At 72.1% G+C, this 24,051-nt stretch carries 25 protein-coding genes, 1 tRNA gene and 1 riboswitch; of the genes, 12 read left to right on the forward strand and 14 right to left on the reverse strand.

What is annotated here, in order from left to right; genetic code table 11:
- Positions 1-3: 3 nt before the first annotated feature.
- The gene (locus AUC44_RS14020; RefSeq protein WP_062159274.1) at positions 4-1,473 is read left to right on the forward strand and encodes a serine hydrolase; all 1,470 of its coding nucleotides are present in this window, start codon (positions 4-6) and stop codon (positions 1,471-1,473) included.
- A 58-nt stretch (positions 1,474-1,531) separates the two neighbouring features.
- Here the strand turns inward: AUC44_RS14020 and mscL are convergent, their stop codons facing one another.
- From mscL to hisA, 3 genes are all read right to left on the reverse strand, one after another.
- Positions 1,532-1,915, reverse strand: coding sequence for a large conductance mechanosensitive channel protein MscL (gene mscL / locus AUC44_RS14025; protein WP_062159275.1), 384 nt, complete (start codon positions 1,913-1,915; stop codon positions 1,532-1,534).
- A gap of 81 nt (positions 1,916-1,996) precedes the next feature.
- Positions 1,997-3,511 carry a DUF512 domain-containing protein gene (locus AUC44_RS14030; RefSeq protein WP_062159276.1) on the reverse strand — a complete coding sequence of 505 codons (1,515 nt, stop codon included), beginning with the start codon at positions 3,509-3,511 and terminating at the stop codon, positions 1,997-1,999.
- Positions 3,512-3,701: 190 nt separating this feature from the next.
- Entirely contained in the window at positions 3,702-4,415 is a 714-nt protein-coding gene (hisA, locus tag AUC44_RS14035; RefSeq protein WP_062159277.1) for a 1-(5-phosphoribosyl)-5-[(5-phosphoribosylamino)methylideneamino]imidazole-4-carboxamide isomerase, read from the reverse strand.
- Positions 4,416-4,474: 59 nt separating this feature from the next.
- On the opposite strand from hisA, the gene AUC44_RS14040 reads away from it, so the two are divergent.
- The gene (locus tag AUC44_RS14040) at positions 4,475-5,620 is read left to right on the forward strand and encodes a glycosyltransferase family 4 protein (protein ID WP_062159278.1); all 1,146 of its coding nucleotides are present in this window, start codon (positions 4,475-4,477) and stop codon (positions 5,618-5,620) included.
- A 107-nt stretch (positions 5,621-5,727) separates the two neighbouring features.
- On the opposite strand, the gene AUC44_RS14045 is transcribed toward AUC44_RS14040, so the two are convergent.
- Together AUC44_RS14045 and AUC44_RS14050 are read right to left on the reverse strand one after the other, a co-directional pair.
- Positions 5,728-5,812, reverse strand: a tRNA-Leu gene (locus AUC44_RS14045).
- A gap of 194 nt (positions 5,813-6,006) precedes the next feature.
- Positions 6,007-6,798, reverse strand: a complete 792-nt coding sequence (locus tag AUC44_RS14050) for a VC0807 family protein (protein ID WP_157445388.1) — start codon at positions 6,796-6,798, stop codon at positions 6,007-6,009.
- Positions 6,799-6,944: 146 nt separating this feature from the next.
- Here AUC44_RS14050 and chrA point away from each other — a divergent pair, with 146 nt between their 5' ends.
- Positions 6,945-8,066 carry a chromate efflux transporter gene (gene chrA / locus AUC44_RS14055; RefSeq protein ID WP_335338672.1) on the forward strand — a complete coding sequence of 374 codons (1,122 nt, stop codon included), beginning with the start codon at positions 6,945-6,947 and terminating at the stop codon, positions 8,064-8,066.
- 23 nt (positions 8,067-8,089) lie between these two features.
- On the opposite strand, the gene AUC44_RS14060 is transcribed toward chrA, so the two are convergent.
- Positions 8,090-8,542 carry a GNAT family N-acetyltransferase gene (locus tag AUC44_RS14060; RefSeq protein WP_157445389.1) on the reverse strand — a complete coding sequence of 151 codons (453 nt, stop codon included), beginning with the start codon at positions 8,540-8,542 and terminating at the stop codon, positions 8,090-8,092.
- Between the two features lie 49 nt (positions 8,543-8,591).
- On the opposite strand from AUC44_RS14060, the gene AUC44_RS16675 reads away from it, so the two are divergent.
- The 6 genes from AUC44_RS16675 to AUC44_RS16905 are packed head-to-tail and all read left to right on the forward strand — an operon-like array spanning position 8,592 to position 13,156.
- Positions 8,592-9,155, forward strand: coding sequence for a hypothetical protein (locus AUC44_RS16675; RefSeq protein ID WP_157445390.1), 564 nt, complete (start codon positions 8,592-8,594; stop codon positions 9,153-9,155).
- A gap of 53 nt (positions 9,156-9,208) precedes the next feature.
- Positions 9,209-9,802: a hypothetical protein gene (locus tag AUC44_RS14070; protein ID WP_062159281.1), complete on the forward strand. Its 594-nt coding sequence runs from the start codon at positions 9,209-9,211 to the stop codon at positions 9,800-9,802.
- Positions 9,799-10,389 (forward strand): nicotinamide mononucleotide transporter family protein, encoded by a 591-nt coding sequence (locus AUC44_RS14075; protein WP_231724460.1) that lies wholly within the window; start codon positions 9,799-9,801, stop codon positions 10,387-10,389. Before AUC44_RS14070 ends, AUC44_RS14075 begins: the two co-directional genes overlap by 4 nt.
- A 1-nt stretch (position 10,390) precedes the next feature.
- Complete coding sequence (locus AUC44_RS14080) at positions 10,391-11,392, forward strand: AAA family ATPase (protein WP_157445477.1); 1,002 nt, start codon at positions 10,391-10,393, stop codon at positions 11,390-11,392.
- Complete coding sequence (locus AUC44_RS14085; RefSeq protein WP_062159283.1) at positions 11,389-12,180, forward strand: class I SAM-dependent methyltransferase; 792 nt, start codon at positions 11,389-11,391, stop codon at positions 12,178-12,180. The genes AUC44_RS14080 and AUC44_RS14085 overlap by 4 nt, the downstream gene beginning before the upstream one ends.
- Before the next feature lie 40 nt (positions 12,181-12,220).
- Entirely contained in the window at positions 12,221-13,156 is a 936-nt protein-coding gene (locus AUC44_RS16905) for a TM2 domain-containing protein (RefSeq protein ID WP_197408548.1), read from the forward strand.
- Between the two features lie 79 nt (positions 13,157-13,235).
- Here the strand turns inward: AUC44_RS16905 and AUC44_RS14095 are convergent, their stop codons facing one another.
- A complete protein-coding gene (locus AUC44_RS14095) occupies positions 13,236-14,495 on the reverse strand; it encodes an aminotransferase class V-fold PLP-dependent enzyme (RefSeq protein ID WP_062159284.1) in 1,260 nt (419 codons plus the stop codon).
- A 125-nt stretch (positions 14,496-14,620) separates the two neighbouring features.
- Between AUC44_RS14095 and AUC44_RS14100 the strand changes: the two genes are divergently transcribed.
- A complete protein-coding gene (locus AUC44_RS14100; RefSeq protein ID WP_062159285.1) occupies positions 14,621-15,835 on the forward strand; it encodes a hypothetical protein in 1,215 nt (404 codons plus the stop codon).
- 77 nt (positions 15,836-15,912) lie between these two features.
- On the forward strand, positions 15,913-16,614 hold the full coding sequence (locus AUC44_RS14105) for a creatininase family protein (RefSeq protein ID WP_062159286.1): 702 nt from the start codon (positions 15,913-15,915) through the stop codon (positions 16,612-16,614).
- 51 nt (positions 16,615-16,665) lie between these two features.
- On the opposite strand, the gene ribH is transcribed toward AUC44_RS14105, so the two are convergent.
- From ribH to ribD, 4 genes are all read right to left on the reverse strand, one after another.
- Positions 16,666-17,130: a 6,7-dimethyl-8-ribityllumazine synthase gene (gene ribH / locus AUC44_RS14110; protein WP_062159287.1), complete on the reverse strand. Its 465-nt coding sequence runs from the start codon at positions 17,128-17,130 to the stop codon at positions 16,666-16,668.
- A gap of 107 nt (positions 17,131-17,237) precedes the next feature.
- Positions 17,238-18,443, reverse strand: coding sequence for a bifunctional 3,4-dihydroxy-2-butanone-4-phosphate synthase/GTP cyclohydrolase II (locus tag AUC44_RS14115; RefSeq protein WP_062159288.1), 1,206 nt, complete (start codon positions 18,441-18,443; stop codon positions 17,238-17,240).
- Complete coding sequence (locus AUC44_RS14120; protein WP_062159289.1) at positions 18,440-19,096, reverse strand: riboflavin synthase; 657 nt, start codon at positions 19,094-19,096, stop codon at positions 18,440-18,442. The genes AUC44_RS14115 and AUC44_RS14120 overlap by 4 nt, the downstream gene beginning before the upstream one ends.
- 59 nt (positions 19,097-19,155) lie before the next feature.
- Positions 19,156-20,211, reverse strand: coding sequence for a bifunctional diaminohydroxyphosphoribosylaminopyrimidine deaminase/5-amino-6-(5-phosphoribosylamino)uracil reductase RibD (gene ribD, locus AUC44_RS14125; RefSeq protein ID WP_062159875.1), 1,056 nt, complete (start codon positions 20,209-20,211; stop codon positions 19,156-19,158).
- Positions 20,212-20,307: 96 nt separating this feature from the next.
- A riboswitch (FMN riboswitch) is annotated at positions 20,308-20,557 on the reverse strand.
- Between the two features lie 162 nt (positions 20,558-20,719).
- Between ribD and AUC44_RS14130 the strand changes: the two genes are divergently transcribed.
- Entirely contained in the window at positions 20,720-21,475 is a 756-nt protein-coding gene (locus tag AUC44_RS14130; RefSeq protein WP_197408549.1) for an SDR family oxidoreductase, read from the forward strand.
- Here AUC44_RS14130 and AUC44_RS14135 read toward each other — a convergent pair.
- The 3 genes from AUC44_RS14135 to AUC44_RS14145 form a co-directional block, all read right to left on the reverse strand.
- Positions 21,463-22,308, reverse strand: a complete 846-nt coding sequence (locus AUC44_RS14135) for a hypothetical protein (protein ID WP_062159291.1) — start codon at positions 22,306-22,308, stop codon at positions 21,463-21,465. The two genes, AUC44_RS14130 and AUC44_RS14135, sit on opposite strands and share 13 nt — an antisense overlap.
- Positions 22,305-23,039 carry a Sir2 family NAD-dependent protein deacetylase gene (locus tag AUC44_RS14140; protein ID WP_062159292.1) on the reverse strand — a complete coding sequence of 245 codons (735 nt, stop codon included), beginning with the start codon at positions 23,037-23,039 and terminating at the stop codon, positions 22,305-22,307. Before AUC44_RS14140 ends, AUC44_RS14135 begins: the two co-directional genes overlap by 4 nt.
- 426 nt (positions 23,040-23,465) lie before the next feature.
- Positions 23,466-23,981, reverse strand: coding sequence for an RNA 2'-phosphotransferase (locus AUC44_RS14145; protein WP_062159293.1), 516 nt, complete (start codon positions 23,979-23,981; stop codon positions 23,466-23,468).
- Positions 23,982-24,051 lie beyond the last annotated feature (70 nt).

Raw genomic sequence — 24,051 nt, forward strand, 5'->3', positions numbered from 1 at the left:
GGCATGCGACCTGCCGCGACCGTCCTCCTGACCGTTCTCGCCGCTGCGCCCCTCGCGTCCGCGCAGGCGCAGGCCGCGCCCAGCCCGGCGGCCGCCGTGACGCGTCTCTTCAGCGGACCGGTGCAGCCCGCGTGGCTGGCGCTGTCCTTCCTGGCGGCCCTGCCGACCGAGGCGCTCCAGACGGCGCTGGACGGCCTGACCGACCAGCTGGGGGCGTTCGTGCGGGCCGAGGAGCGCGGTGAGACGCTCGTGGCGGTGTTCGAACGCGGTGACCTGACCGTGCTGAGCACGCTGGACGACCAGGGCCGCTTCACGGCCCTGCGCTTCGCGCCGCTCGTGGCGACGGCGACCGGGGCGGGCTCGCCGCGCGAGATCCTGACCCGCATCTTCGGCGGGCCGTTCGACGCCTCGCTGTTCGCCCCGTCCTTCCTGGCGGCCGTGCCGGAGGCGCAGCTGCGCGCCCTGCTGGCGGACGTGCGCGCCCAGTTCGGGGCCCTGAGGGACGTGCAGATCAGCGCGCAGATAGCGGGGCTGATCTTCGAGCGGGGGCAATTGAACGTCACGCAGTTCGCGCTGGACGACCAGGGGCGCGTGACGGCGCTCATCCTCACGTCCCCTCCGGCGCAACTGGCCTCGCTGGACGAGGCCCGCGCGGCCTTCGCGGCGCTGCCCGGTCAGGTCAGCCTGCTCGTGCAGGAGGTCGGGGCGCCTGCGCCCGCCGCCGCACTGAACGTCACGCGGCCCCTGGCGGTCGGGTCCACGTTCAAACTGGCGATCCTGGCTGACCTGCAAGCACAGGTGAGCGCCGGGCAGAAACAGTGGACGGACGAGGTGACCCTGACCGACGCAGACCGCAGCCTGCCCAGCGGCACCCTGCAGGACGCCCCCACGGGCAGCCGCTACACGCTGCGGGACCTGGCGGCGCGGATGATCGCGCAGAGTGACAACACCGCCACCGACCTGCTGCTGGGCGTGGTGGGCCGCGCAGGCGTGGAGGCCCGGTTCGGCCAGCAGCCCCTCCCCAGCACCCGCGAGGTCTTCGCCCTGAAGAATCCCGCGAACGCCGCGCTGCTGGCCGAGTACCGCGCCGCCGTCCTGAGCGTGCCTGCGCGCCGGGCCGTGCTGGAGCGCGCCCGGGTGGCCCCTCTGCCCGCCGCCTCGGCGTTCGCGGGCGGCGGCACCCTGGCGCGGGACGCGGAGTGGTTCGCCACACCGGCCACGCTGTGCCGCCTGATGGCCGGGGTGGCGGGCCTGAAGGAGACGCAGCTGAATCCCGGCGTGGCCGACCCGTCGAAGTTCCGCAGCGTGAGCTACAAGGGCGGCAGCGAGCCCGGCGTGCTGAACCTCACGACCCAGGTCACCACCCTGACGGGCCGCACGTACTGCGTGAGCGCCACCTGGAACGCCCCGAGGCCCCTGCAGGAGGACGCCTTCTTCGGGCTGTACGGCGCGACCCTGAACCTCCTGAAGTGACAGCCGAGCGGAGATTCGCCGGGGCCCGCAGGTCCGGGGGACACCACGGCGCGGCGGGTCAGGGGCGGCGGCGCAGTTCGTCGCGGATCTCGGCCAGCAGCTTCTCCTCGTTGCTGGGTTCGGCCACGGCGGGTTTCTCCTCGCGCTTGAAGCGTTCCATCAGGCGGTTGAAGGGCGTGATCACGAAGAAGTAGATGACGGTCGCGGTGATCAGGAAGCTGATCAGCGCGGTGAGGAACTGGCCATACAGGAACTCGCTGCCGTTCACGCTGAATTTCAGGTTGTCGAAGTTCGGGACGCTGCCGAAGATGCCGATGATCGGCATGATCACGCCCTTGGTGAACGTGTCGACGACCTTGCCGAACGCCGCGCCGATCAGGACGCCGACCGCGAGATCGATGAGGTTGCCGCGCAGCAGGAACTTCTGGAATCCACTCAGCATGACCGGAGTGTGTCAGGCCGTGAGGGCCCGGGACAATCCTCCCGGGCCCTCACCTGCCTAGACAGAAAGTGTGCCGGGGGCTTACGCCTGCCCGCGCATGTTCTGCTCGGCCACCTGCACCGAGACCGGCTCGGCGGTGTCCTTGACGGCGTGTGCGCTCATGCCGAACTGCGGGCCGCTGCTCTGCGCGCCCTGGAGGATCACGCGGGCCAGTTCACCCAGCGTGGAGCCGCCCGAGCGGATGTCCATGCGCAGCTCGGCGCGCAGTTCGTCCAGGCTCACGTCGTCGAGCATGAGTTCCGTGCCGTAGCGCAGGGTGGTGGGCGGCACGATCAGCAGGTCGGCCTCGCCGGGCTTCACCGCGTGCCGGAAGCAGCGGCCCGTGAGAAGACCCGCGACGGTCGTGACCTTGCCAAACGTCTTGTTCTCGACGGCGCGCACCTCGATGCTGAGGTTCCTGATGGCCCGCAGGGGCTCCACGGCGCGGTCAAGGGACTCGGCGAACAGCGTGCCGGTGCCCAGGATCACGCGCCGGGGTTCGGGCAGCGCGGCGGGCAGCTCCGGGACGCCCTCGGTGAGGAAGTCGCGGATCATGCCCACGCCGTTTTCCAGCATGGGGAAGCCCTCGTACTCCTCCTCGCTGGGGAGCGGCTCGCCGGCCAGCAGGTACAGCTCGTCCGACGGGAACACGAAGCGGGTGCCGCGCTCGGCGAGGAACTGCTTGCGCCACACGTTCAGGCGCCGCAAGGTGTCCTGCGCTTCCTCGCGGGAGAAGGTCCGCACGTCCGGGAGGTTCGTGCGGTGACTGGTCAGGCCGATCGGCACGACCGCCGCGCTGATCACGTTCGGGCGGCTCGACAGGTACTCGACGGTCTCGTCGAGGTGCTCGCGGTCGTTGCGTTCGGGCACGAGCACGATCTGCGTGTACAGGTCGATCTGCTCCAGCCGCTCGATCATGCTCCGGATCTGCACCGCCTGGGGGTCCTTCACCTTCAGGCGCCACCACTTCATCATGTCCTGGCGCAGGTCCTGGTTGGCGGTGTGGACCGACACGTACAGCGGCGAGAGGTTCTCCTCCTCGATGCGCCGGATGTCGTGCTCGGAGAGGTTCGTGAGGGTCACGAACGAGCCGTACAGGAAGCTCAGACGGTAGTCGTCGTCCATGATGTACAGGCTCTTGCGGAAGCCCCGGGGCATCTGGTGCACGTAGCAGAAGTCGCACTTGTTCGCGCACTTCTTGATGCCGTCGAACAGCACTTCCTCGAACTCCAGGCCCGGGTCCTCCCACTCGACGCTGAACGTGAACGTGTCGTCCAGGCTGGGCGCCGCCGCCAGGAAGAGGCGGTGGTGGTCCTGCGCGGTGCCGGGCACGCCGGTCATGACGCGCGGCGCCTCCTGCGGGCGGGCGATCTCCAGCGTCGCCTTGCCCTGCGAGAGCAGGTGGCGGTACGCGAGGACGTCCGTGACCGCCTGCCCGTTCACGCGCAGCAGCACGTCGCCGGGGCGCACGCCCGCACGTTCGGCGGCGCTGCCGGCCTCCACGGTCTTGATGGGCGCGGGAAACACCTGATCCTGAATCTGTTCGGCTGCCGTCACGTCACTTCACCCCTTTTCGGGACGCTGTGGCGGCCCCTCACCTGTCACCTGCGCGCGGGCCGCCCTGGGGGCACCGCATCAAGCACAGCAGCATAACAGCCGCGTCCAGGGTCAGGTGTGAGCGGAGGCAGGTTCCCGGCGCTCCCGCCGGGGCCCGCTGCCCCGCTCTGTCCGGAGCCGCCCCCGGCCGTCAGTCCAGCGTCGCCGGGAAGGGCAGGGTGCCCTCGTAGATGGCGCGGCCCACGATGGCGCCCTCGATGTGCTCCTCACGCAGCAGCCGGACGTCGTCGAGATTGGCGACGCCGCCCCCCACGATCAGGGTGTTCGTCCACAGCTGCCTGACCTGCGCCATGAGCTCGCGGTTCAGGCCGCGCAGCGTGCCGTCGCGGGTGACGTCCGTGAAGATCAGGGTTTCCAGGCCCGCGTCGGCCAGCGTGGGGGTCAGGTCGGCGACCATGACGCCGCTGCCCTGCGCCCAGCCGTGCGTGGCGACCTCCAGCCCGCGCGCGTCCAGGCTGACGACCACGCGTTCCGGGCCGTGCGCGGCGATCAGGTCGCGCACGAGCTCCGGCTGCTTCACGGCGGCGGTGCCGATCACGACCCGGTCCACGCCCAGGCGCAGCAGCTCCTCGGCGGCCTCGCGGCTGCGGATGCCGCCCCCCACCTCGACCGGCACGCCGAGTTCCTGCGTGATCTGCGCGATCACGGCGCGGTTCTCGCCGCGTCCGGTGGCGGCGTCCAGGTCCACGAGGTGCACCAGGCCAGCCCCCAGGTCCACCCAGTGCCGGGCGGCGTCCAGGGGGGAGTCGAAGTACACGGTCTCGCGGTCCGGGTCACCCTCGAACAGGCGCACGGCGCGGCCGGACTGGATGTCCACGCAGGGAATGATGAGCGGCTCTTGCATGCGCCACAGGATAAGGGGACCGCTCGCGCGCGGGCTCCGGGGGGGGCTACACTGCGCGGGTGCGCGTCGGGATTGTCACTGCGACCTACCTGCCGTCCCGGAACGGGGTGGCGACCAGCACGGCACTGTTCGCGCGCGGCCTGCGTGAACGGGGGCACGAGGTGCGGATCTTCGCGCCCCGCCACCCGCTGATGCCTCCACGCGAGGACGGCGTGTACCGCCTGAACTCGTCCTTTGCGGGCGCGCGGGCGCTGGGCGCCCCGGCGGACTATCCGGTGATGCTCGCGCCGGGCCCGCTGCTGACCTCGCGGCTGCCGCTGCGTGGGCTGGACGTGCTGCACACCATGCACCCGTTTCTGGCGGGCCAGCTGGCGCTGAAATGGGCGCGGCTGTCCGGCGCGCCCGTGGTGTACACCGCCCACACGCAGTACGACCAGTACCTGCACTACGCGCCCATGCCCAAACGGGTGGGCCGCGCGGTGCTGCGCCCGCACGTGAGCGCCTTCGCACGCCGGGTGGACGCCGTGCTCGCGCCGGGCCGCGCGATGGTGGACATGCTGCGCGAGTACGGCTTCCAGGGGCACGTTGACCTGATGCCGAACCCGGTGGATCTCGCCGCGTTCCGCGCGGCCACCGGCGCGGCGTTCCGCGAGGCATACCACGTCGCGCCCGACGCCCCGCTGGTGGTCTCGCTGGGCCGCCTCGCCCCGGAAAAGAACCTCGACGTGCTGCTGCGCGCCTTCGACCGCGCGCGGGCCAGCCGCCCCGACCTGCGCCTCCTGGTGGTGGGGGACGGCCCCAGCCGCGAGGCGCTGGAACGCGCGGCCCCCGAGGGCGTGACCTTCACCGGCCCCGTCCCCTACGAACGGGTGCCGCAGGCCCTGGCCGCCGCCGACGTGTTCCTCACCGCCAGCACCAGCGAGGTGCTCCCCATGAGCATGATCGAGGCGCTCGCCGCAGGCGCGCCCCTGGTCGCCGCGCAGAGCCCCGCCGCGCTGGACCTGATTCAGGAGGGCGTGAACGGCACCGTCCGCGCCGCCACGCCCGAGGCGCTCGCCGAGGGCCTGCTCGACACGCTGATGCCCGCCCAACTGCCCACGCTCCAGGCCGGGGCGCGCGCCAGCGCCGCGCAGTACGACCTGACCACCCGCGCCGCCGCGCTCGAAGCCGTGTACGAACAGGTCATCCAGCGCAAACGCCGGTAGGGAACGGAAGGGCAGCGGAGGCGAGGCCGCACTGGTCTCCCCTCCGCTGCCCTTTGATCGTCAGGCGATACAGGAAGGCCCCGGCATTGCTGCTGGGGCCTTCTGTGTGGTGCCGAAGATGGGACTTGAACCCACACGCCTCGCGGCGCTAGTCCCTGAAACTAGTGCGTCTACCAATTCCGCCACCTCGGCACACCTTTGGTATTCTCGCCCGCGCTCGGGCGCGTTTCAGGGCTCGCTTACTTTATAGGCGAGTGCCGAAACTGTCAACACCCCTTGCCCTGGATGTGGCCGGGCCGCGCCGGAGCACCCTCCCCTGACGCGGCCCGTGGTGGTGATTCAGGCGTCTGGACCGGCGCATGCACACCCGTCCAGCCGGGTCCGGATCAGGCGACAGGTTCACCGCGTTCGCGCATCCGGTCGGCCAGCTTGCCGGGTTCGAAGAGGCTGGCGCCCGCGCCGTAGCGGGCGGTCACGGCGCGGTTCAGGAGCCACACAGCGCCCGCGACGCCCACAAGGCTGATGATCAGGCCCGGGACGCGCATGACGGCGTTCACGGCGGCGATCTGGGCGTTGAAGTCGTCCGTGCCGAACTTCGCGGTGACGCGCTGGTAGTTCACGACGCTGTTCACGACGCCGCCGATCAGGTCCACCACGGCGAACACGACGGTGCCCTGCACCAGGCCGCGCCGGACGATGGGGTCGCGCATGGCGGTCTGGGTGGCGGCGCGGTGCTCGGGGCTCTCGCCGATGCTGGTCGCGTCGATGAACACCCGGAACAGCGGGACGCTGGTGGCAGCGCTGATCAGGAACAGCAGGCCCGTCAGGTAAGAGCGGGCGCTGTCCTTGATGGCGTACCAGAAGCCGTCCACGTACCAGAAGGCCAGCGCGCCGCTGAACAGCGCGCCCGCCCCGCCGATCAAGGCGACGGGACTGACGTTGCGGTTCACCAGCAGGTCCCACAGGACGTACCCGACGGGGATCAGCGCGGCCAGGAGGTACGCGCGGACGTTGCCGGTGGTGCCGCCCCCGAAGACCTGCTCGGCGACGCTGATGCCGCTGCCGAGGATGTTCGGGCTGAGAATCAGGATCGGGATGACAAGCGTGAACACGAGGTCCCAGACGGTCTTGGGCACGCGGGGGCGTTTGGCGGGCGTGGGGGTGGGGGCGGCGGTCATGCCTGGCATTCTCGTGCATTCCCGCGTGAGGAGCAGCCCGGGGCCGGGGGCGGGCCTGACGGGCGGTCCGGTACGCTGGGGGCAATGCGTGTCCTGGAGGTCTTCACGGTGTTCCTGCGGCTGGGCCTGTCGAGTTTCGGGGGCCGGTGGCGCACCTGGGGTTCTTCCGGGCGGAGTTCGTGGGGCGCCGCGCGTGGCTGTCGGACGCGGAGTACGCGGAGCTGGTGGCGGTGGCGAACTTCCTGCCGGGGCCGAGCAGTTCGCAGGTGGGGCTGGCGGTGGGCCTGCGCCGGGCGGGGTGGGCCGGGGCGGGCGCGGCGTGGCTGGGGTTCACGCTGCCCAGCGCCCTGATCATGGCGCTGCTGGGGTTCACGCTGGCGGGCGGCGCGGCGGACGGGGCGGGGTGGGTGCAGGGCGTGAAGCTGGCGGCCGCAGCGGTCGTGGCGCAGGCGGTGGCGGGCATGTGGGGCGCGCTGGTGACGGACCGGGTGCGGGTGGGGCTGGCGCTGGGCGCGGCGGCGGCGCTGCTGGTGCTGCCTGCGTGGTGGCCGGGCGTGGGCGGGTGGGGCACGCTGGGGGTGCTGGGCTTGTGCGCGCTGATCGGCTGGCGCACCCTGACGGCGCCGGTCGCAGAGGGGCAGGCGCTGCGCGTGCCGGTGTCGCGCCGGGCGGGCACGGCGCTGCTGGCCCTGTGCGCGGCGCTGGCCGCAGCCCTCGCGGCCCTGTCGGCCCTGGGGGGCGGCTGGGCGCTGCTGTGGGCGACCTTCCGGGCGGGCGCGCTGGTGTTCGGCGGGGGACACGTGGTGCTGCCCCTGCTGGAGAGTGCGTTCGTGCCGGGGCTGCTGCCGCACGGGGCGTTCGTGGCGGGGTACGGCGCGGCGAACGCCATGCCGGGGCCGCTGTTCACCTTCGCGTCGTATCTGGGAGCGGCCGCCGCGCCCGCGCTTGGCTTAGGGGCGGGTGTGGGGGCGCTGCTGGGCACGCTGGGCATCTTCCTGCCGGGCGCGCTGCTCATGCTGGGGGCGCTGCCGTTCTGGTCCGCGCTGAGTGGGCGCGCGGGCGCGCGGGCCGCGCTGGCGGGCGTGAACGCGGGCGTGGTGGGCCTGCTGCTCGCGGCGCTGTACACGCCGGTGTTCACGGGCGCGGTGCGCGGCCCGGCCGATCTGGCGGGCGTGCTGGTGGCCTACGCGGCCCTCACGGCCGGGCGGGTGCCCGCGTGGGTGGTCGTGCCGGTCTGCGCCGCGCTGGGTGGACTACTGGGCCGGTAACCGGGCTGCGCCGACAGAGCCCCTCAGTTCAGGTCGGCCACCATGTCCACGCGGTGCAGGCCCGGGCCGTAGCCGTCGGGCGTGCGCCCCAACTCGCGGAAGCCCAGGCGGGCGTAGAACGGCGCGGTGTGCTGGCTGGTGTCCAGCGCGGCGTGCGGGACGCCCAGGGCGCGCAGACGGTCCAGGCGGGCCTGGGCCAGGGTGCGGCCCAGCCCCTGCCGTTGCCGGTCCGGGTGCACCATGCCCCACGCGAACCCGGCGGGCCGGGCCGGATCGGGGCTGAACCACAGGCCGCCGCAGGCGATGACCTGCCCGCCCTCCTCGATGACGAGGTACTCGGCGGGGCCTTCTTCACCGTCGAGCCAGCCCTCGAAGTCGCGGCGTTCCTCCGGCAGGAAGAAGCGGGGGGTGTTCGCGTCGAACAGGTGCAGGCACGCGGCCCGGTCGCCGGGCTGGTAGGGGCGCAGGGTGGGCATGCGGGTCAGTGTGGCACGCGCCGCCGCGGTGGGGCCGTAGAGTGGGCGGATGCGGGAGGCTGCGGGATTGGCGGTGCTGGGTGGGCTGGACGTGCCGGTGTCGGCGCGGCTGTCGCCCCTGCTGGCCGAGGCGCTGGCGGGCCTGGAGGCGGACCGGGTGGACGTGGCGTACGTGCGGTCGGCGGCGTTCCGGGCGAACGTGATGCAGGCGAACCGCGCGGCGGAGATCGCGGAATCCGACGGAAAGCTCGCGCTGATCGCGCGGGCCCTGGCGGGCTGCGCGCGGCTGCACCCCTCCCCCACCCCGGACCGCTTCCAGGCGCTGCGGATCGTGGAGGGCCTGTCCGCGCGGGAGATGGACGCGCTGGGCGAGGTGTTCGACCTGCTCGACCCCATTGACCCGTTCGCGGACGCCCTGCCCCTGCGCGGCAGCGTGCCCCTGGGCTGGTCGCGGCTGGAGTTCGAGGGGGCGCTGGGCGGACTGGCGGGCCTGGGCCTGCTGGCCCGCGAGGACCGGACCGGCAGCCTGGACACCCCGGAGCGGGCGTGGGTGCTGACGCCCCTGGCGCGCGGCGTGGCGACCCTGTGCGGCTTCTTCGGTGAGGCCCTGTGAGCGGCCGCTGATCTTCACTGGACGGAGCGGGGCGCAGGCGGCAGAGTGTCCACATGACGGAACCGGGCGGGGATCTGAACGGGCGGGTGCAGCTGGAGCGGCTGGTGGCGTACCGGGCGGACGGGTCGGTGTCGCCGGTGGTCGTGGCGGGTCGCCTGTCGCCGGACGGTGTGTTCGGGTGGGAGGGCCAGCCGGGCCCGCCGGTGGACGGGGCGGGCGTGCAGGAGGGCGTGGCGTTCGCCGGGGCGCTGGTGTCGGCGCTGGGGGGCCTGACCGAGTCGAGTGACACGGACGCGCCGTTCGTGCCGTTCGTGCTGCCGCGCGCGTTCACGCCGGAGGCACTGGCGCGCGTGGACTGGCTGGGGCTGCTGCCGCTGCCAACCGGGGAGGTCGAGGTGGAGGTCGTCCCGTCCGCCTTCCGGCTCGCGGAGCGCCTGACGAGACGGGAGGCCGAGGGGAACGCGGCGGACCTCTACGCGCCGGGCGAGCCGGAGGCGATCCGCACGGCGGCGGCGCTGTTCGCGTCGGGCGCGGACGGTCGCTTGGTGACGGTCACGGCGGGGCGAGTGGCGCTGCTGCTGATCGACGTGGTGCGCCTGCCGCGCGGCGCGTGGGCGGGCGTGGCGACCCTGAGGATCGACACGTGAATCTGTTCGGTCTGACCGTGCCGCCGCTGCTGCTGGACCTGACGGGCGGGGCATGCGTGCTGGTCAGCCTGTACTTCCTGTGGTCGAAGCGGGCGGTGTACTGGCACTGGTCGAACCTGTCGCTGCTGCCGTACTTCCTGCTGTTCCTCAGCGGTGGGCAGTGGATGCTGGCGGGCTTGCAGGTCACGTACCTGCTGTTCGGCATCCATGGGCTGTACCTGTGGCATCTGGAGGCCCGGCGGGCGCGGGGGGAGATCCGTTTCAACGAGCCGCTGTGGTACGGGGTGACGTGGGTGGCGAGCCTGCTGATCTTCGCGTACACGGTGGCGGTGACGGATTTCGGCGCGGCGTGGAACTGGGTGCAGTTCGCGGCGGTGACCTTGGCGCTGGTGGCGAATTTCGGCACGACGCGCCGCTGGGCGTGGTCGTGGCCGGTGTGGATCGCGGTGAACGCGGTGCAGGCGGTGTTCTTCTGGCATACGGGGTACTGGGTGCTGTTCGCGTTGCAGTTCGTGCTGGCGGGCATGAGCGTGTACGGCTGGCGCGAGTGGCGGCGGGACGAGGCGCGGGAGGTGGCGTTTGCCTGACGTGACGGGTCGGCGCTACCGGCACGGGCTGGTGGTGGGGAAGTTCGCACCGCTGCACCGGGGGCACCTGAGGGTGCTGGACGAGGCGCTGGCCCGCTGCGAGCGGGTGAGCGTGTGGGTGTACTCCCGCCCGGACTTTCCGGACATGCCCAGCCCGCTGCGCCGGGGCTGGGTCCGGTCGCTGTACCCGGCGCGGCTCTTCCCGGGGCTGGACCTGCTGCCGGACGCGCCGAATCCACCGCTGAACGAAGCGCCGGACGCCACCCACCGCGTGTACGTGCGGGGCGTGCTGGACGGCTGGGGGGTACGGCCCGACGCGGTGTTCACGTCCGAGGCGTACGGCGAGGCGTTCGCGGCGTCGCTGGGCGCGGCGCACGTCTGCGTGGACCGGGCGCGGGCAGCGGTGCCGGTCAGCGGCTCGGCGCTGCGCGCGGACGTGCACGGCCTGCGTGAGTTTCTGGAGCCGCTGGTGTACGCGCATTTCGTCCGGCGGGTGGTGATCCTGGGCGCGGAGAGCACCGGCAAGAGCACCCTGACCCGCGCGCTGGCGGAGGCGTTCGGGACGGCCGGGGTGCGCGAGTACGGCCGGGACGTGTACGAGCGGGAGAACGGTGCGCTGACAGAAGCGCACTTCCTGGAGATCGCGCGGGGGCACCGGGCGCTGGAGGACGAGGCGATCACCTCGCCCGGCGTGCACCGCTGGGTGTTCAGCGACACGGACGCCGCCACGACCCTGATGTGGTCGCACCTCCTGACCGGCGGGGCGCTGCCGGAGCTGCGGGCGCTGGCCGACGACTGCCGCTCGCGGTACGCGCACGCCTTCCTGTGCGGCACGGACCTGCCGCACGAGCAGGACGGCTGGCGGGCGAACACGGAGGTGCGGGCGGTGCAGCAGGCGTTCATCCGGCAGGATCTGGAGGCGCGGGGCGTGCCGTTCACCCTGCTGAGCGGGTCGGTTCCCGAGCGGGTGGCGCAGGTGCGGACGGTCCTGGGGGACGGATGAGCGAGGAACGGGTGCGGGCGAACGAGCGGCTGTTCGATGCGGTGGCGGACCGGTACGACGGGGTGGGGTTCCTGGCCCAGGCGGCCCGCTTCGTGGCCGAGGTGGCGGGCGTGCAGCCGGGCGAGGCGGTGCTGGACGTGATGACCGGCACAGGCGCGGTGGCCGCCGCCGTGGCAGGCCGCGCGGGGCGGGTGGTGGGCGTGGACGTGTCGGCGGGCATGCTGGCGCGGGCCAGGGCGCGGGTGCCGGGCGCGGAGTTCGTGCGGGGGGACGCGGCGGCGCTGCCCTTCCCGGACGGTGCCTTCGGCGTGGCGGTGTGCGCGGCGGGCGTGTTCTTCCTGCCGGACATGCCGGGCGGCGTGCGCGAGTGGGCGCGGGTGGTGCGGCCCGGCGGGCGGGTGGTGGTGTCGTCGTTCGGGCCCGAGTTGCTGGGCCCACTGCCGGGGCTGTGGCGGGCGCGGCTGGCCGGGGCAGGCCTGAAGCCGGGCGCGCCGCCGCTGGGTCGCCTGCCCACCCCGGAGGCCCTGGCGGACGTGCTGCGCGCGGCGGGCCTGACGGACGTGCAGGCGGCCCTTCACCCGCTGACGTATGCCCTCCCGGACGTCGAGGCGCGCTGGGCCGACATCCGCGCGGGGCTGGAGGGGCTGCCGCTGGCGTCCCTGCCCCCGCAGGAGGTGGCGGCGCTGGAGGCCGCGCACCACGCCGACCTCGCGCCGCTGTTTGAGGGAGGGCCGCTGACTGTGCCCCTCCCCGTGATCGTCGCGTCCGGGCACGTCGCCACCGTTTGACGAATGAAACGGCCCGCGTGGGAATCGCGTACTGTGGGGCATGACCAACCCGGACGACAAGCAACCCGACGCCTCCAGCAACGCGCCGTCCTGGGTGGACGAGGTCCTCGGCGGGTCCAGCGCCAGCCCGGCCACCAGCTCGACCTCGGCCCCGACCGCCGCGCCGAAGCCCGCCGGGGCGGACGACCTGCGCATTCCGGACGCTGCCCCGCGCGCCGCCGCGCCCTCCTGGGTGGACGAGGTCGCGGGTGCGGCTCCCACCGCCCAGCCGAGCCGGCCCGCTGAGCCCGCGCCTGCTCCGTCGTGGGTGGACGCCGCCGTGGGCACCTCCGGCACGACCAGCAGCGCCCCCGGCAGCGCGCCGGTCAGTCCGGCCCCGGCGCCGTCCTGGGTGGATCAGGCGGCCGGGAGCAGCGCCGCGCACACCCCGCAGCCCCAGCCGCAGCAGGTGCCGCCCGCGCATCACGTGCCGCCCACCCCGGTCGCCCCGACGGTCGTGCCGCCCCCCCGCCCCCCGGCGGACGACGACTGGGTGGCGCGCGCCACGGGCGGAGCGAAGAACCCGTCCATCCCGCAGGGCCCCGCCCCCATGCCCCACGCGCCCAGTCAGAGTGGGAACTTCGACGATCTGGAACGGCAGGCGCGGCAGGCCATCAACCAGTTCACGCAGGGCGTCCAGAGTGGCGACGTGGCGCAGAAGAAACTCATCGCGGGCCTCCTGGCGATCTTCCTGGGCGGCCTGGGCGTGCACAAGTTCTACCTGGGCAACACCCAGGCCGGCGTGATCATGCTCGCCGCCACCATCGGCGGGTGGATCCTGGGCATCATCGGGTCGTTCATCATCGTCGGCGCAGTGTTCTTCCTCGTGCCGTTCCTGGTGGGCCTGCTGGGCTTCATCGAGGGCGTCATCTACCTGACGAAGAACGACGCGGACTTCCAGCGGGACTACATCATCGGCAAGAAAGCCTGGCTGTAAGGCGTTGACGGTGGAAAGTTGATGGTTGAGAGAGGGAGTGACCCTTCCATCAACCATCAACGTCGACCATCCACCCCTCTTACAGCGCCTGTTCGATGTCCGCCTGGAGGTCGCGCAGGGCTTCCACGCCGACGCTCATGCGGATGGTGGTGGGGGTGACCCCGGCGGCGTGGCGGGCGGGTTCGGGCACGCGGCCGTGCGTGGTGGTCCAGGGGTGCACGACGAGCGTGCGGACGTCCCCGAGGTTCGGGGCGATGCGGAGCACGCGCACGCGCGACAGGAACGCGCTGGGGTCCGGCACCTCGAAGGTCAGGACGGCGCCCTGCCCGCCGCGCAGGTACGTCTGCGCGAGGTGGTGGTGCGGGTGGCTGCTCAGGCCGGGGTAGCTGACCTTCCCGACCTTCGGGTGCGCCTCCAGCCACTGCGCCAGGGCGAGGGCGGTGGCGCTCTCGCGTTCCAGGCGCAGCGCGAGGGTCTCGAGGCCCTGCGCGATCAGGAACGCGCTGTGCGGCGCGAGGGTCATGCCCAGCTGGTGCGCGCCGAACCAGCGCTGCCGCCACGCGAGGGCCGCGTCGCCCCGCACGCTGAGGATGCTCTGCTCGCCGCCGTCCGTGTAGATCGGGTTGCGGGTCAGGTCGTGCCCGGTGCCGACCGTCACGGCGCCGCCCAGGACGCTGCCGTGCCCGCCCGCCCACTTCGTCAGGGACTGACTGACGATGTCCGCGCCGTGCTCGAGCGGGCGGCACAGGAAGCCCACACCCCCGCAGGTGTTGTCGATCGCCAGCAGCGCCCCGCGCTCGTGGGCGATGTCCGCGAACGCGCGGATGTCCGCGATGTCCCCGGCGGGGTTGCTGATCATCTCCGCCCACACCAGCCGGGTGTTCGGCTGCATGGCGGCGCGCACGGCGTCCGGGGTGTTGTCCACCAGCGTCGCCGTGATGCCCATCAGCGGCAGGATGTTACTCAGCATCCCGGTCGTCCCACCGAACAGGCTGCTGGCCGACACCACATGATCCCCGGCGCGGCACACGCTGAGGATCGCGGTGAGGGTCGCCGCCTGCCCACTCGCCACCGCCACGGTGGCCGCGCCGCCCTCCAGGGTGGTGATGCGGTCCTCCAGCGCCCGCACGGTCGGGTTCTGGAGGCGGGCGTAACTCAGGCCGGTGTTCTGCTGGAATTCCAGTTGCGCCTCCTCCAGCGTGTCGAACTGGAACGCCGCCGCCGCGTGGATCGGGAAGCCGATGGTCTGTCCCAGTCCCCGGGGAATGCTGCTCTGCACGGCAGTCGTCTCGAACGTCCACCCCTGGGGGTGCGTGGTGTCGGCGGGCGTGTCGCTCATGCCCCCACGCTACGCCGCGACGCCCCGGCGCGCTCCGGCCATGTCCGACCCGCCCGGATGACCCGGTGGGGGGGGATGCGTCACATGAGGACGACAGAGGCATGAAGGCTCCTTAAGGTGACCGTGTGAAACGAACTGCCGTCCTCCTGACCGTCACGACCCTGCTGCTGGCCGCCTGCACGCCCACACCGACCCCCGTCGTGGAGCCCGACCCCGCCACCACCGTCCCCGCCGCGCCGGCCCTGGGGCAGAGCCTCGACCTGAAGGCGGCGCCCGCCACCGCCGAGGCCGCCGCGCAGCAGTTCCAGACCCTGACCGACCCCACCAACCCGGACCTGGACCCGGACCTGAAGACCCTGATGGGCCTGTTCGCGCCGGCCGGTGGACCCATGAGCCTCAGCCTGGACCAGCCCACAAAGATCGGGCGTCAGATCCTGGATCGCGTGACGGGTCAGGCGAAACTGAGCAGCCAGAGCGCCGTGGCGGCCCGGAAGTACGCGCTGCCCACCGGCACCACGACCTTCAAGGCGGACGGCACCCGCACCTACAGCGAGGCTCCCACGGACGGTTACGTGGAGATTGAGGAGCGCCTCGGTGCCCGCATTGACGTGAAGTGGACAGTCGGCGGCGCCGCTACCGTCTGGATGGATCGCGGTGAGGACTATGACTCCCAGACGGGTCAGATGGTGCCCGTGCAGGTCGAACTGCCCACGAACGCCAGCGCCACGATCAGCTCGAAGGGCGCCGTCCGCGCGGGCGCGACCTTCAGCATGACGCCCGGCGGCTGCCTGAACACCTTCGGGCCCGAGGCGCTGACGCTGAGCGCCTGGGCGGGCCGTCAGACGAACGCGCCGCTGAGCATGACCCTGGATTACGGCTGGGGCCCGCAGGGCCTGAAGCTGAAAGCCGCCGCCCAGCACACCACCACGAGGAACGCGGGCAGCGTGAGCGTGGACCTCAGCCTGAACGGCACCACCGCTGGCCGCTGCACGGACACCGTGACCTTCACGCCCACGGCCGCCACCCTGAAGGCCGACCTGAGCCTGCCCGGCCACAAGGTCGCCAGCGCCGTGTACCTGCGTGACGTGAAGAACGTCGTGATCAGCGACGCGGCACTGAAGAAGGCGAACTTCTTCCAGAACGTGAGCGGCACCCTGAACGCCGCCCTGAGCTACAACGACCGGAACGTCCTGACGGCCAGCGGCTCCATCGCCGACGGGACCGACCTGGACCTCGCGCCCGGCGATCAGGTGACCGTGAAGTACGTCCGCGACGGCAAACTGGTCGGGAAGACCCTGCCGGACGCCCTGACTGATCTGGGCACGCTGCTGCCCCGCTGACCGCCCCCCGCATCTGGACGCGCCCGCCTGCCCGGCCGGTGCGTCCTGTCCATGCACCCCACACGCTAATGTGACCCATGCACATTCGGGATATGAACTGGGTCATGGTCGAGGACCTGCTGACCCGCGAGGACCGCTGCGTCCTCCCGCTGGGCTGCACCGAGCAGCACGCCACCCTCAGCCTCGCGACGGACACGCTGCTGGCCGAACGCGTCGCGCGTGAGGCCGCCGAGGGCAGCGGCGTACCCGTGTTCCCCGCCCTCCCGTACGGCATCACGCCCACCTTCGCGGCGTACCCGGGCACGCTCAGCCTGCGGGTGAGCACGTACCTGAATCTGCTCGACGACCTGCTGAGCGGCCTGCACGCCCAGGGCTTCCGGCGCATCCTGATCGTGAACGGGCACGGCGGGAACGCCCCGGGGCAGGGCTGGCTGGCCGAGTGGCTGGCCCGGCACCCGGACGCGCGCGTGCAGTGGCACAACTGGTGGAATGCGCCCCGCACCTGGGCCGCCGTGCAGCGCGTGGACCCCCTGGCCAGCCACGCCAGCTGGATGGAGAACTTCCCCTGGACCCGCCTGGACGGCGTCCCGGCACCCGAGGAGCGCAAACCCATGGTGGACGTCGCCGCGCTGCGCCAGCTGCCCCCCGCGAGGGTGCGCGAGGTGCTGGGCGACGGGAACTACGGCGGCCTGCACCACCGCCCGGACCGCGAGATGCAGCTCATCTGGCAGGAGGCCGTCGCGGAAACCCGCGCGCTGCTGGAGAGTGGCTGGGCCTGACAGGCGCGGGGCCCGGGCCGGGGTCTCCCCCACCCGGGCCCCGCCGCCCGTTTACCCGATCTGTTTCAGCAGGTTCACGGTCTCGACCATCGCCAGGACCGCCTCGGCGCCCTTGTTCCCGGCCTTGATGCCCGCGCGGTTCAGGGCCTGCTCGACCGTGTCGGTCGTCAGCACGCCGAACGCCACGGGCACCCCGGTGTGCAGACTGGTGTTCAGGATGCCGTTCGCCGCGCCGCCCGCCACGAAATCGTAGTGGTCCGTATCGCCCTTGATGACGGCGCCCAGGCACACCACCGCGTCGTACTTCCCGGACTCCGCCAGCTTGCGGGCGATCAGCGGCACCTCGTAACTGCCCGGCGCGAGGAAATGATCCAGGTTCTCGGTCTTCCCGCCGTGCTGCACGAACGCCAGCTCCGCCCCCTCCACCAGACGGTCCACGATCAGGTGATTCCAGCGGGTACTGACAACAGCGAACTTCAGGTCGGTGGCAAGCAGATTGGCTTCGATTCGGTTCATGGTGATTCTCCTTCGGAAGGGCTATGAGCGCTGGGCTGTGGGCTATGCGTGGGGTAACGAGGTGTCCCTCGGCTCGTGGACTGGCCGCGAAATGGACTGAGGGATTCTCAGTCGCCGCTGCCGTCGGTGCCGAGGTGGCCGAGTTTGGCGGCCTTGGTGCTGAGGTAGGCGGTGTTGTGTTCGTTACGGCCGACGTGCAGGGGCACGCGTTCGACGACGTCCAGGCCGAAGCCGCCCAAGCTGTGGAGTTTGCGGGGGTTGTTCGTCAGGACGCGCAGTTGCCGCGCGCCCAGGAGGTGGAGCATCTGAGCGCCGATGCCGAAGTCGCGGGCGTCGGCGGGAAAACCCAGTTGCAGGTTCGCCTCGACGGTGTCCGCGCCGCCGTCCTGGAGGTGGTAGGCGCGGATCTTGTTCAGCAGGCCGATGCCGCGCCCTTCCTGCCGGAGGTACACGAGGACGCCGCGGCCCTCGGCGGCGATGGCCTGCATGGCGGCGTCGCGTTGCGGGCCGCAGTCGCAGCGCAGCGAGTGGAAGCCGTCCCCGGTGAGGCATTCGCTGTGCACGCGCACGAGCAGGGGCTCGGGGGTGACGTCGCCCATGACGAGCGCGACGTGTTCCGCGCCGCTGAGGGTGTCCTCGAAGCCGACGAGGCGGAACTCGCCGTACTCGGTGGGCAGCCGCGCCTCCGCCACGAGCTGCATGAAGGGGTCGTGTTCCATGCGGTACGCGATGAGGGCCTCGATGCTGCCGACCTTCAGGCCGTGCCGTTCACCGAATGCGAGGAGGTCCGGGAGGCGGCTCATCTCGCCGTCGTCCCCCATGATCTCGCAGATCACGCCGACGGGCGCGAAGCCCGAGAGCCGGGCGAGGTCGCAGCCCGCCTCGGTGTGACCGGCGCGGCGCAGCACCCCGCCGGGCCGCGCGACGAGCGGGAAGATGTGGCCGGGGCGGCGGAAATCGGTGGGTTTGGCCGCGTCGTCCATCAGGGCGGCGATGGTGGCGGCGCGGTCGAAGGCGCTGATGCCGGTGGAGTTGCTGACGTGATCCACGCTGACGGTGAACGCCGTGCCGTTCGGATCGCTGCTCTGCCCCACCATCGGCGTCAGGTCCAGCGCGCGCGCCCGCTCCGGCGTGAGGGTCACGCAGATCAGGCCGCGCCCCTCGCGCGCCATGAAGTTCACCCACTCGGGCGTGGCGGTCGCAGCGGGCATCAGCAGGTCGCCCTCGTTCTCGCGGTGCTCGTCGTCTACCAGGATCACGGGTCGCCCGGCGCGCAGTTCCGCCAGCAGTTCAGGGATGGAGGCCAGCGTCATGCGCCCACCTCCTGCTCCGCCTGTTCGGGCGTCCAGTCGCGCATCAGGATGAGCCGCTCGACGTACTTGGCCATCTGGTCGGCCTCCAGATTCACCTGCGTGCCCGCCGCCCAGGTGTGCAGGGTGGTGACCTCCAGCGTGTGCGGCACGAGCCACAGCGTGAACTCGTCCGGGCGCAGGTCGGCGCGGCTGCCCGCCGGGCCGCCCGCGTCCACGACGGTCAGGCTCACGCCGTCCACCGTGACGCTGCCCTTCGGCACGAGGTAACGGGCGAGGTGCGGCGCGGCGCGCACGGTCATGGTGTACGCGCCGGGCTGGGCGTCCACGCGCAGGACCGTGCCCACGCCGTCCACGTGCCCGCTGACCACGTGCCCGCCGAAGCGCGCCTGGGCGGTCATGGCGCGCTCCAGATTCACCTTCGTGCCCTCGCGCCAATGGGGCGCGGTCTTGGCGATCGTCTCGCGGCTGAGGTCCACGGTGAAGCCCGCCGCGTCCCAGGTGGTCACGGTCAGGCAGGTGCCGTTCACGGCGATGCTCTCGCCGAGTTCCACATCCGCCCACATGCGGGCGGGCTGGATGGTGACGGTCAGGTTGCCCTCGTTCTCGGTGGTGCGGGCGATCTGCCCGACCTGTTCGATGATTCCAGTAAACATGGAGTGACCTCGGGTGGAGGCAGGAGCGCACTCGCTCCCCCTCCACGGGGAAGGAAGGCTCAGACGCGCGGGATGGCGTGCAGCAGGCCGGTGATCAGGACGTCCGGGCCGAGCGTCTCGACCGTGACTTCGTGCAAGGCCTGCGCCTCGTGCATGGGGCGCGCGGGACCAGTCAGGGGACTCAGGCCCGCGCCCAGGAGTTTCGGGGAGAGAAAGACCCGCACCTCGTCCACCAGTCCCTGCGCCAGAAAGGCACTCAGGAGGGTCGGGCCGCCTTCGAGCAGCACGCTGCCGATCCCCAGGCCCGCCAGTCCGCTCAGGGCGTCCGGCAGCGATGCGGCGCGCTGCACGGTGATCCCGGCGGCCTCGTGCGCGGCCGCGTCGGCGTCCGGAGCGGTCACGAGGACGGCACCGTCGCGCCACGCGCGGGCCTGCGGATCGCTCGCCGCGCGGCGGTCAAACACCACCGGGCGCGGGTCCCGGCCCCCCGGCACGCCGCGCGTCGTCAGGGCCGGGTCGTCCAGGCCCAATGTGCCGCTGCCGACCGCGATGGCGTCCAGTTCGTCGCGCCAGCGCATGGTGCGCTCCCGGGCCTGCGGGCCGCTGACCGCGCCGTTGCCCTCGTTCAGCGCGGCCACCTTGCCATCGAGGGTCATGGCGTACTTCGCCACCACCCACGGGCGACCCCGCACCACTGCGCTGCGGAAGCCCGCCTGCTGCCGCGCGGCCTCGGCCTCCAGTACGCCCACCGTGACCTCGATCCCGGCGTCCCGCAGGCGCTGCACGCCGCGCCCCGCCACCAGCGGGTTCGGGTCCAGCGCCGCCACGACCACGCGCCGCACGCCCGCCGCGATCAGCGCGTCCGCGCAGGGCGGCGTGCGCCCGTGATGACTGCACGGTTCCAGTGTCACGTATACCGTCGCGCCGCGAGCCCGCTCGCCCGCGTCCCGCAGGGCGAACACCTCCGCGTGCGGCTCACCGGCCCTGGGGTGGAAGCCTCGCCCCACCACCTCGCCGTCCTGATCGGTACGGGCCTGCACGATCACGCAGCCCACGGGGGGATTCGGCGCCGTGCGGCCCAGTCCTCTGGCAGCCTCCACCAGCGCGAGCGTCATGAATCGCTCGTCGACCGGCAGTGCCGCCGCCACCCCTGCGGGTGGAGCATTCACTTCATACATGGTCTGTCGCCGCCTGCTGGGGGGCAGGCAGCGTTCCTCCTTCTCTCATCCGGACTGAATGGGCCACAGGCTCAGGGACGGCCCCTCGCCTTGCTTGATCCGCCTGAGCGTCTCTGCGCGCCATAACACCGTCGGCTCTGGATTCCCACCAGATCGGGCCTGCGCGTGGTGCAATCTGCGCGGGCTTCGCGGGCTGAGCCAGTTCAGCAGGACGAGCCTTCTGCTCGCTCCGTGAAGCGACATCACCGCCGGTAGGGAATTTCACCCTGCCCCGAAGGAAGTCGGCCCACCCGGAAGCGGGCCAGCTCTGAAGCTAGCACCCTCCTCCCCCCAGACTGTGGGGGAGATCAGACACCTGCCGGGGGACAATCCGCCACGCGCGATGGCGTCTGCTGAACGCAGCAACGCCCCCTCTCCCCCTTTCCGCGCCGCTGGAGGCCACCCCATGACAACGATCCTCGTGACCGGAGGCAGCGGCGTACTGGGCCGCGCCCTGACGCCCGCCCTGGAGGGCCGCGCGGACGTGCGCGTCCTGTCCCGCCACGCCGACCCCCGCCCCGCGTTCCGGCAGGGTGACCTCCAGACCGGCGCGGGCCTCGCGGAGGCGCTGCGCGGCGTGGACACCGTCATCCACGCGGCCAGCCAGCCCTCGCGGCCCCAGGCGGACCTCGAGATGACCGGCGTGCTCCTCGCGGCGGCGCGGGAGGCGGGCGTGCGGCACGTCGTGTACGTAAGCATCGTGGGGTGTGATCAGGTGCGGGCCTTCCCGTACTACCGCGCCAAGACCCAGACCGAGGCGCTGGTCGCGGCGGGCGGCGTGCCGTTCACGGTGGTGCGCGCCGCGCAGTTCCACGAGTTCGTGGCGTTCATGCTCTCGCGCCTGAACCGCGCGCCGCTGCTGCCCCTGCCGGGCCTGCCCCTCCAGCCCGTGGACGTCCGCGCCGCCGCCGCGCAGATCGCCGCCGTCTCGCTGGGGGCGCCGCAGGGTCGCGCGCCGGACATCGTCGGCCCACAGGTCATCCCACTGCCGGAACTGGCCCGCACCTGGGCCGACGCGACTGGTGTGCGCACCCGCATCCTGCCCGTCCCCGCCGCGCGGCGCTTCACGCCCCTCACCCGTCCCGACCTGAGCGGCGTGGGCCGCACCTGGGCGCAGTGGCTCGCGCAGGAGGCCGCGCGCCCTAATCCCTACGCGGGCTGAGCCGGGCGGAGCGGCTGGTCGGCATTCAGGTCCGCGAGTTCCGTCTCCTGCCCCCCGTGCCAGATGAACACCCGTCCGGCGCGGGCGACCAGCAGCCGCCCCCGACGGTCGAGGTCGGCCCAGGTGGCACCCTCCAGATCGGGTGCTGGGCCGTCCGCCAGCCAGCGGTACCGGACGAAGCGGTGATACCGCTGATCACAGATGAAATTCAGTTCCAGTGACCTCTTCCGCAGCGTGAACGGGTGCGCTTCACCCATGCCGATCCACTGCTCGGGCTCGTGCGTGACGTGCCAGCCGGTGCGGCGCAGGGCATGCCGGACGGTGTCGACCCGCCCTCCTCCCTGAGTAGGCACGACGGTGAACCCCGGCGGGCGGATCAGTTGCTGTTTCGTCAAGTCGGTGTGATTGACCTGGATCGTGCGTGAGTCCTGGAACGCGCCGCCGCCGCTCCAGCCGTCCGAGGCGTTCCACAGGCCGATGGCGTGCACCTGCGGCGGTTTCGACAGGGCCGTCCAACTCCACATCCTGACGCCGTAGCGTTCCATTGCCAGCGCCTGCTGCTGCTTTGATTCGTTCCGCGCGGTGTACAGCAGGTGCTCGCCGTCGGGCGAGAGGTCGCTCATCCACTCGTACAGCCGCCCGTGGAACCACGATCCGGACGTCAGAGTGTCAGTGGCGGTGTCCCACAGGTACACGCGCGTCCAGCGTGTGGGGGCGCGCCGGAACAGCACCACGCGGTCGGCCTCGCTGGCGAGCAGGCCCCAGATTCGCGCCGGGGCGGGTGGGGTACTGGCCGGGCCTTTCACGTGGCTGCGCTGCGGGTGGACTTTCATCCCAGCAGTGCGGCGAGTCCGCGTGACGCGACGTCCCGGATGACGTAGGTCATCTGGTGTGAGATTTCGGTCTCGGTGGGGTTGATCTCGATGGCGATTCCGCCGCGCCGCAGCGTTTCGGCGGCCAGTCCGGCGGCGGGATACACGGCGCCGCTCGTGCCGATGACCAGCGCGACCTGCGCGGCGGCGAAGGCGTCCTGCGCGGCTTCCAGGGCGTCCTCCGGCAGGTACTCGCCGAACCACACGACGTTGGGCCGCATGCGGTTCCCGAGCGGGGAGGTGGGCGGCGTGACCAGTTCGGCGGGCGCGGGGAGGGGGAACGTCTGCCCCGTCACCTCGTCCCGGCCGCTGAGGAGGTTGCCGTGCAGTTCCACGACCTGCCCGCCGTGCGTGCCGCTGCCCGCGCGGTGGTGCAGGCCGTCCACATTCTGCGTGGCGAGGAAGAACCCTGGCCCCTTCTGCGCCTCCAGCCGTGCCAGCAGGTCGTGCGCGCCGTTCGGCTGCGCCGCGAGCACGTCGCGGTAGCGGCCCGCGTACCACTCCCAGACCATCTCGGGATCGCGGCGGTACGCGGGCGGACTGGCGAGGTCCTCGGGCCGGAAGCGCGCCCAGTGCCCGGTCTGCGCGTCCCGGAAGGTGGGAATGCCGCTCTCGGCACTGACGCCCGCGCCGGTCAGCACGGCAACGCGGGTGGCAGAGTGCAGGGCGGCGCGGGCAGCAGCGAGATCCATGAGGGCAGGGTAGCCCGCAGATGGAAACCGCGCGCCCACAGATGACCCGGGCCCCAGCCGAAGCCACCCCGTACACAGTTGATCAGCAGCCCGCACCGCCCCCCCACGCCCCGACCGCAGACTGCCACCGGCTGTCCGGGCCTTCCACCGTAACGGCAGGATGGCGTCGAGGCCGGACCCGTCACCGCCGAACCCAAACCCGCCGCGCCAGTCAAATCTCTTGCCCAGTGCAGCGCCTGCTCCCCCCGTCACCCCTGGGGATGTGGGCTGGGGCCACCACGCGCGAAACAGCCCAAAAATAAAAAACCCGCCTTCTTCGGCGGTGATAAGAAAAGGATACCCCGGTATGCAGGCCGCGTCAACCCCTGTAGATCGGCCTGATTTGTGCCGTTCAGCACGCCAGTCACCGTACTGCGCTTTCAGGCCTTATGCACCGCCGATGTACGCGGGCGGCACGCAGTCCACCAGCCACACGCCGTTCTCGCTGACGAAGAACGTCAGTCCAGCGGCGTGCAGCTCCCCTGCGCGGATGGTGAGGATGACGGGGGAGCCGCGCCGCGCGCCGACCCGCCGGGCGGTGTCGGGGTCGCCGGAGAGGTGGACGTGGTGGCGGTTCATGGGGCGCAGGCCCTCACGGCGGATGGCCTCCAGCGCCGCGGGGTGCGTGCCGTGGTACAACAGCGCGGGCGGCGTGGCCGGTTCGAGTTGCAGGTCAACGGGGACGCTATGCCCCTGGTTCGCGCGGATGTGGTCGCCGCGCAGACTGAAGCGCTGTTTGTCGCAGTGAGTCACGGCGGCTTCGACCTGCGCGCGGGTGACGTTCAGGTGCGTGAGCAGTGGCGCGAGGGGCACCCAGCCGCCCGGCGCGAGGGTCAGTCCGGCCTCGTGCGGGGCGTGACGCAGCAGGTACGACAGGCGTCTGGAGAGGGCGCGGTCGGTCATGCGCCCAGTCTGCGCGGGGCGGGGGGACTGGGCATCGGCCAGGTGGCGCAGGCCATCCGGCTGGGTGCGC

Source organism: Deinococcus actinosclerus, assembly GCF_001507665.1.
GTDB lineage: Bacteria > Deinococcota > Deinococci > Deinococcales > Deinococcaceae > Deinococcus > Deinococcus actinosclerus.

Excerpts from the sequence above, each read along its gene's own strand:
- AUC44_RS14020 (WP_062159274.1), top strand. The coding sequence starts at position 4 with ATGCGACCTGCCGCGACCGTCCTCCTGACCGTTCTCGCCGCTGCGCCC.
- mscL (WP_062159275.1), bottom strand. The coding sequence starts at position 1,915 with ATGCTGAGTGGATTCCAGAAGTTCCTGCTGCGCGGCAACCTCATCGAT.
- hisA (WP_062159277.1), bottom strand. The coding sequence starts at position 4,415 with ATGCAAGAGCCGCTCATCATTCCCTGCGTGGACATCCAGTCCGGCCGC.
- AUC44_RS14050 (WP_157445388.1), bottom strand. The coding sequence starts at position 6,798 with ATGACCGCCGCCCCCACCCCCACGCCCGCCAAACGCCCCCGCGTGCCC.
- AUC44_RS14060 (WP_157445389.1), bottom strand. The coding sequence starts at position 8,542 with ATGCCCACCCTGCGCCCCTACCAGCCCGGCGACCGGGCCGCGTGCCTG.
- AUC44_RS16675 (WP_157445390.1), top strand. The coding sequence starts at position 8,592 with ATGCGGGAGGCTGCGGGATTGGCGGTGCTGGGTGGGCTGGACGTGCCG.
- AUC44_RS14070 (WP_062159281.1), top strand. The coding sequence starts at position 9,209 with ATGACGGAACCGGGCGGGGATCTGAACGGGCGGGTGCAGCTGGAGCGG.
- AUC44_RS14085 (WP_062159283.1), top strand. The coding sequence starts at position 11,389 with ATGAGCGAGGAACGGGTGCGGGCGAACGAGCGGCTGTTCGATGCGGTG.
- AUC44_RS16905 (WP_197408548.1), top strand. The coding sequence starts at position 12,221 with ATGACCAACCCGGACGACAAGCAACCCGACGCCTCCAGCAACGCGCCG.
- AUC44_RS14095 (WP_062159284.1), bottom strand. The coding sequence starts at position 14,495 with ATGAGCGACACGCCCGCCGACACCACGCACCCCCAGGGGTGGACGTTC.
- AUC44_RS14105 (WP_062159286.1), top strand. The coding sequence starts at position 15,913 with ATGCACATTCGGGATATGAACTGGGTCATGGTCGAGGACCTGCTGACC.
- ribH (WP_062159287.1), bottom strand. The coding sequence starts at position 17,130 with ATGAACCGAATCGAAGCCAATCTGCTTGCCACCGACCTGAAGTTCGCT.
- AUC44_RS14115 (WP_062159288.1), bottom strand. The coding sequence starts at position 18,443 with ATGACGCTGGCCTCCATCCCTGAACTGCTGGCGGAACTGCGCGCCGGG.
- AUC44_RS14120 (WP_062159289.1), bottom strand. The coding sequence starts at position 19,096 with ATGTTTACTGGAATCATCGAACAGGTCGGGCAGATCGCCCGCACCACC.
- ribD (WP_062159875.1), bottom strand. The coding sequence starts at position 20,211 with ATGACGCTCGCGCTGGTGGAGGCTGCCAGAGGACTGGGCCGCACGGCG.
- AUC44_RS14130 (WP_197408549.1), top strand. The coding sequence starts at position 20,720 with ATGACAACGATCCTCGTGACCGGAGGCAGCGGCGTACTGGGCCGCGCC.
- AUC44_RS14135 (WP_062159291.1), bottom strand. The coding sequence starts at position 22,308 with ATGAAAGTCCACCCGCAGCGCAGCCACGTGAAAGGCCCGGCCAGTACC.
- AUC44_RS14140 (WP_062159292.1), bottom strand. The coding sequence starts at position 23,039 with ATGGATCTCGCTGCTGCCCGCGCCGCCCTGCACTCTGCCACCCGCGTT.
- AUC44_RS14145 (WP_062159293.1), bottom strand. The coding sequence starts at position 23,981 with ATGACCGACCGCGCCCTCTCCAGACGCCTGTCGTACCTGCTGCGTCAC.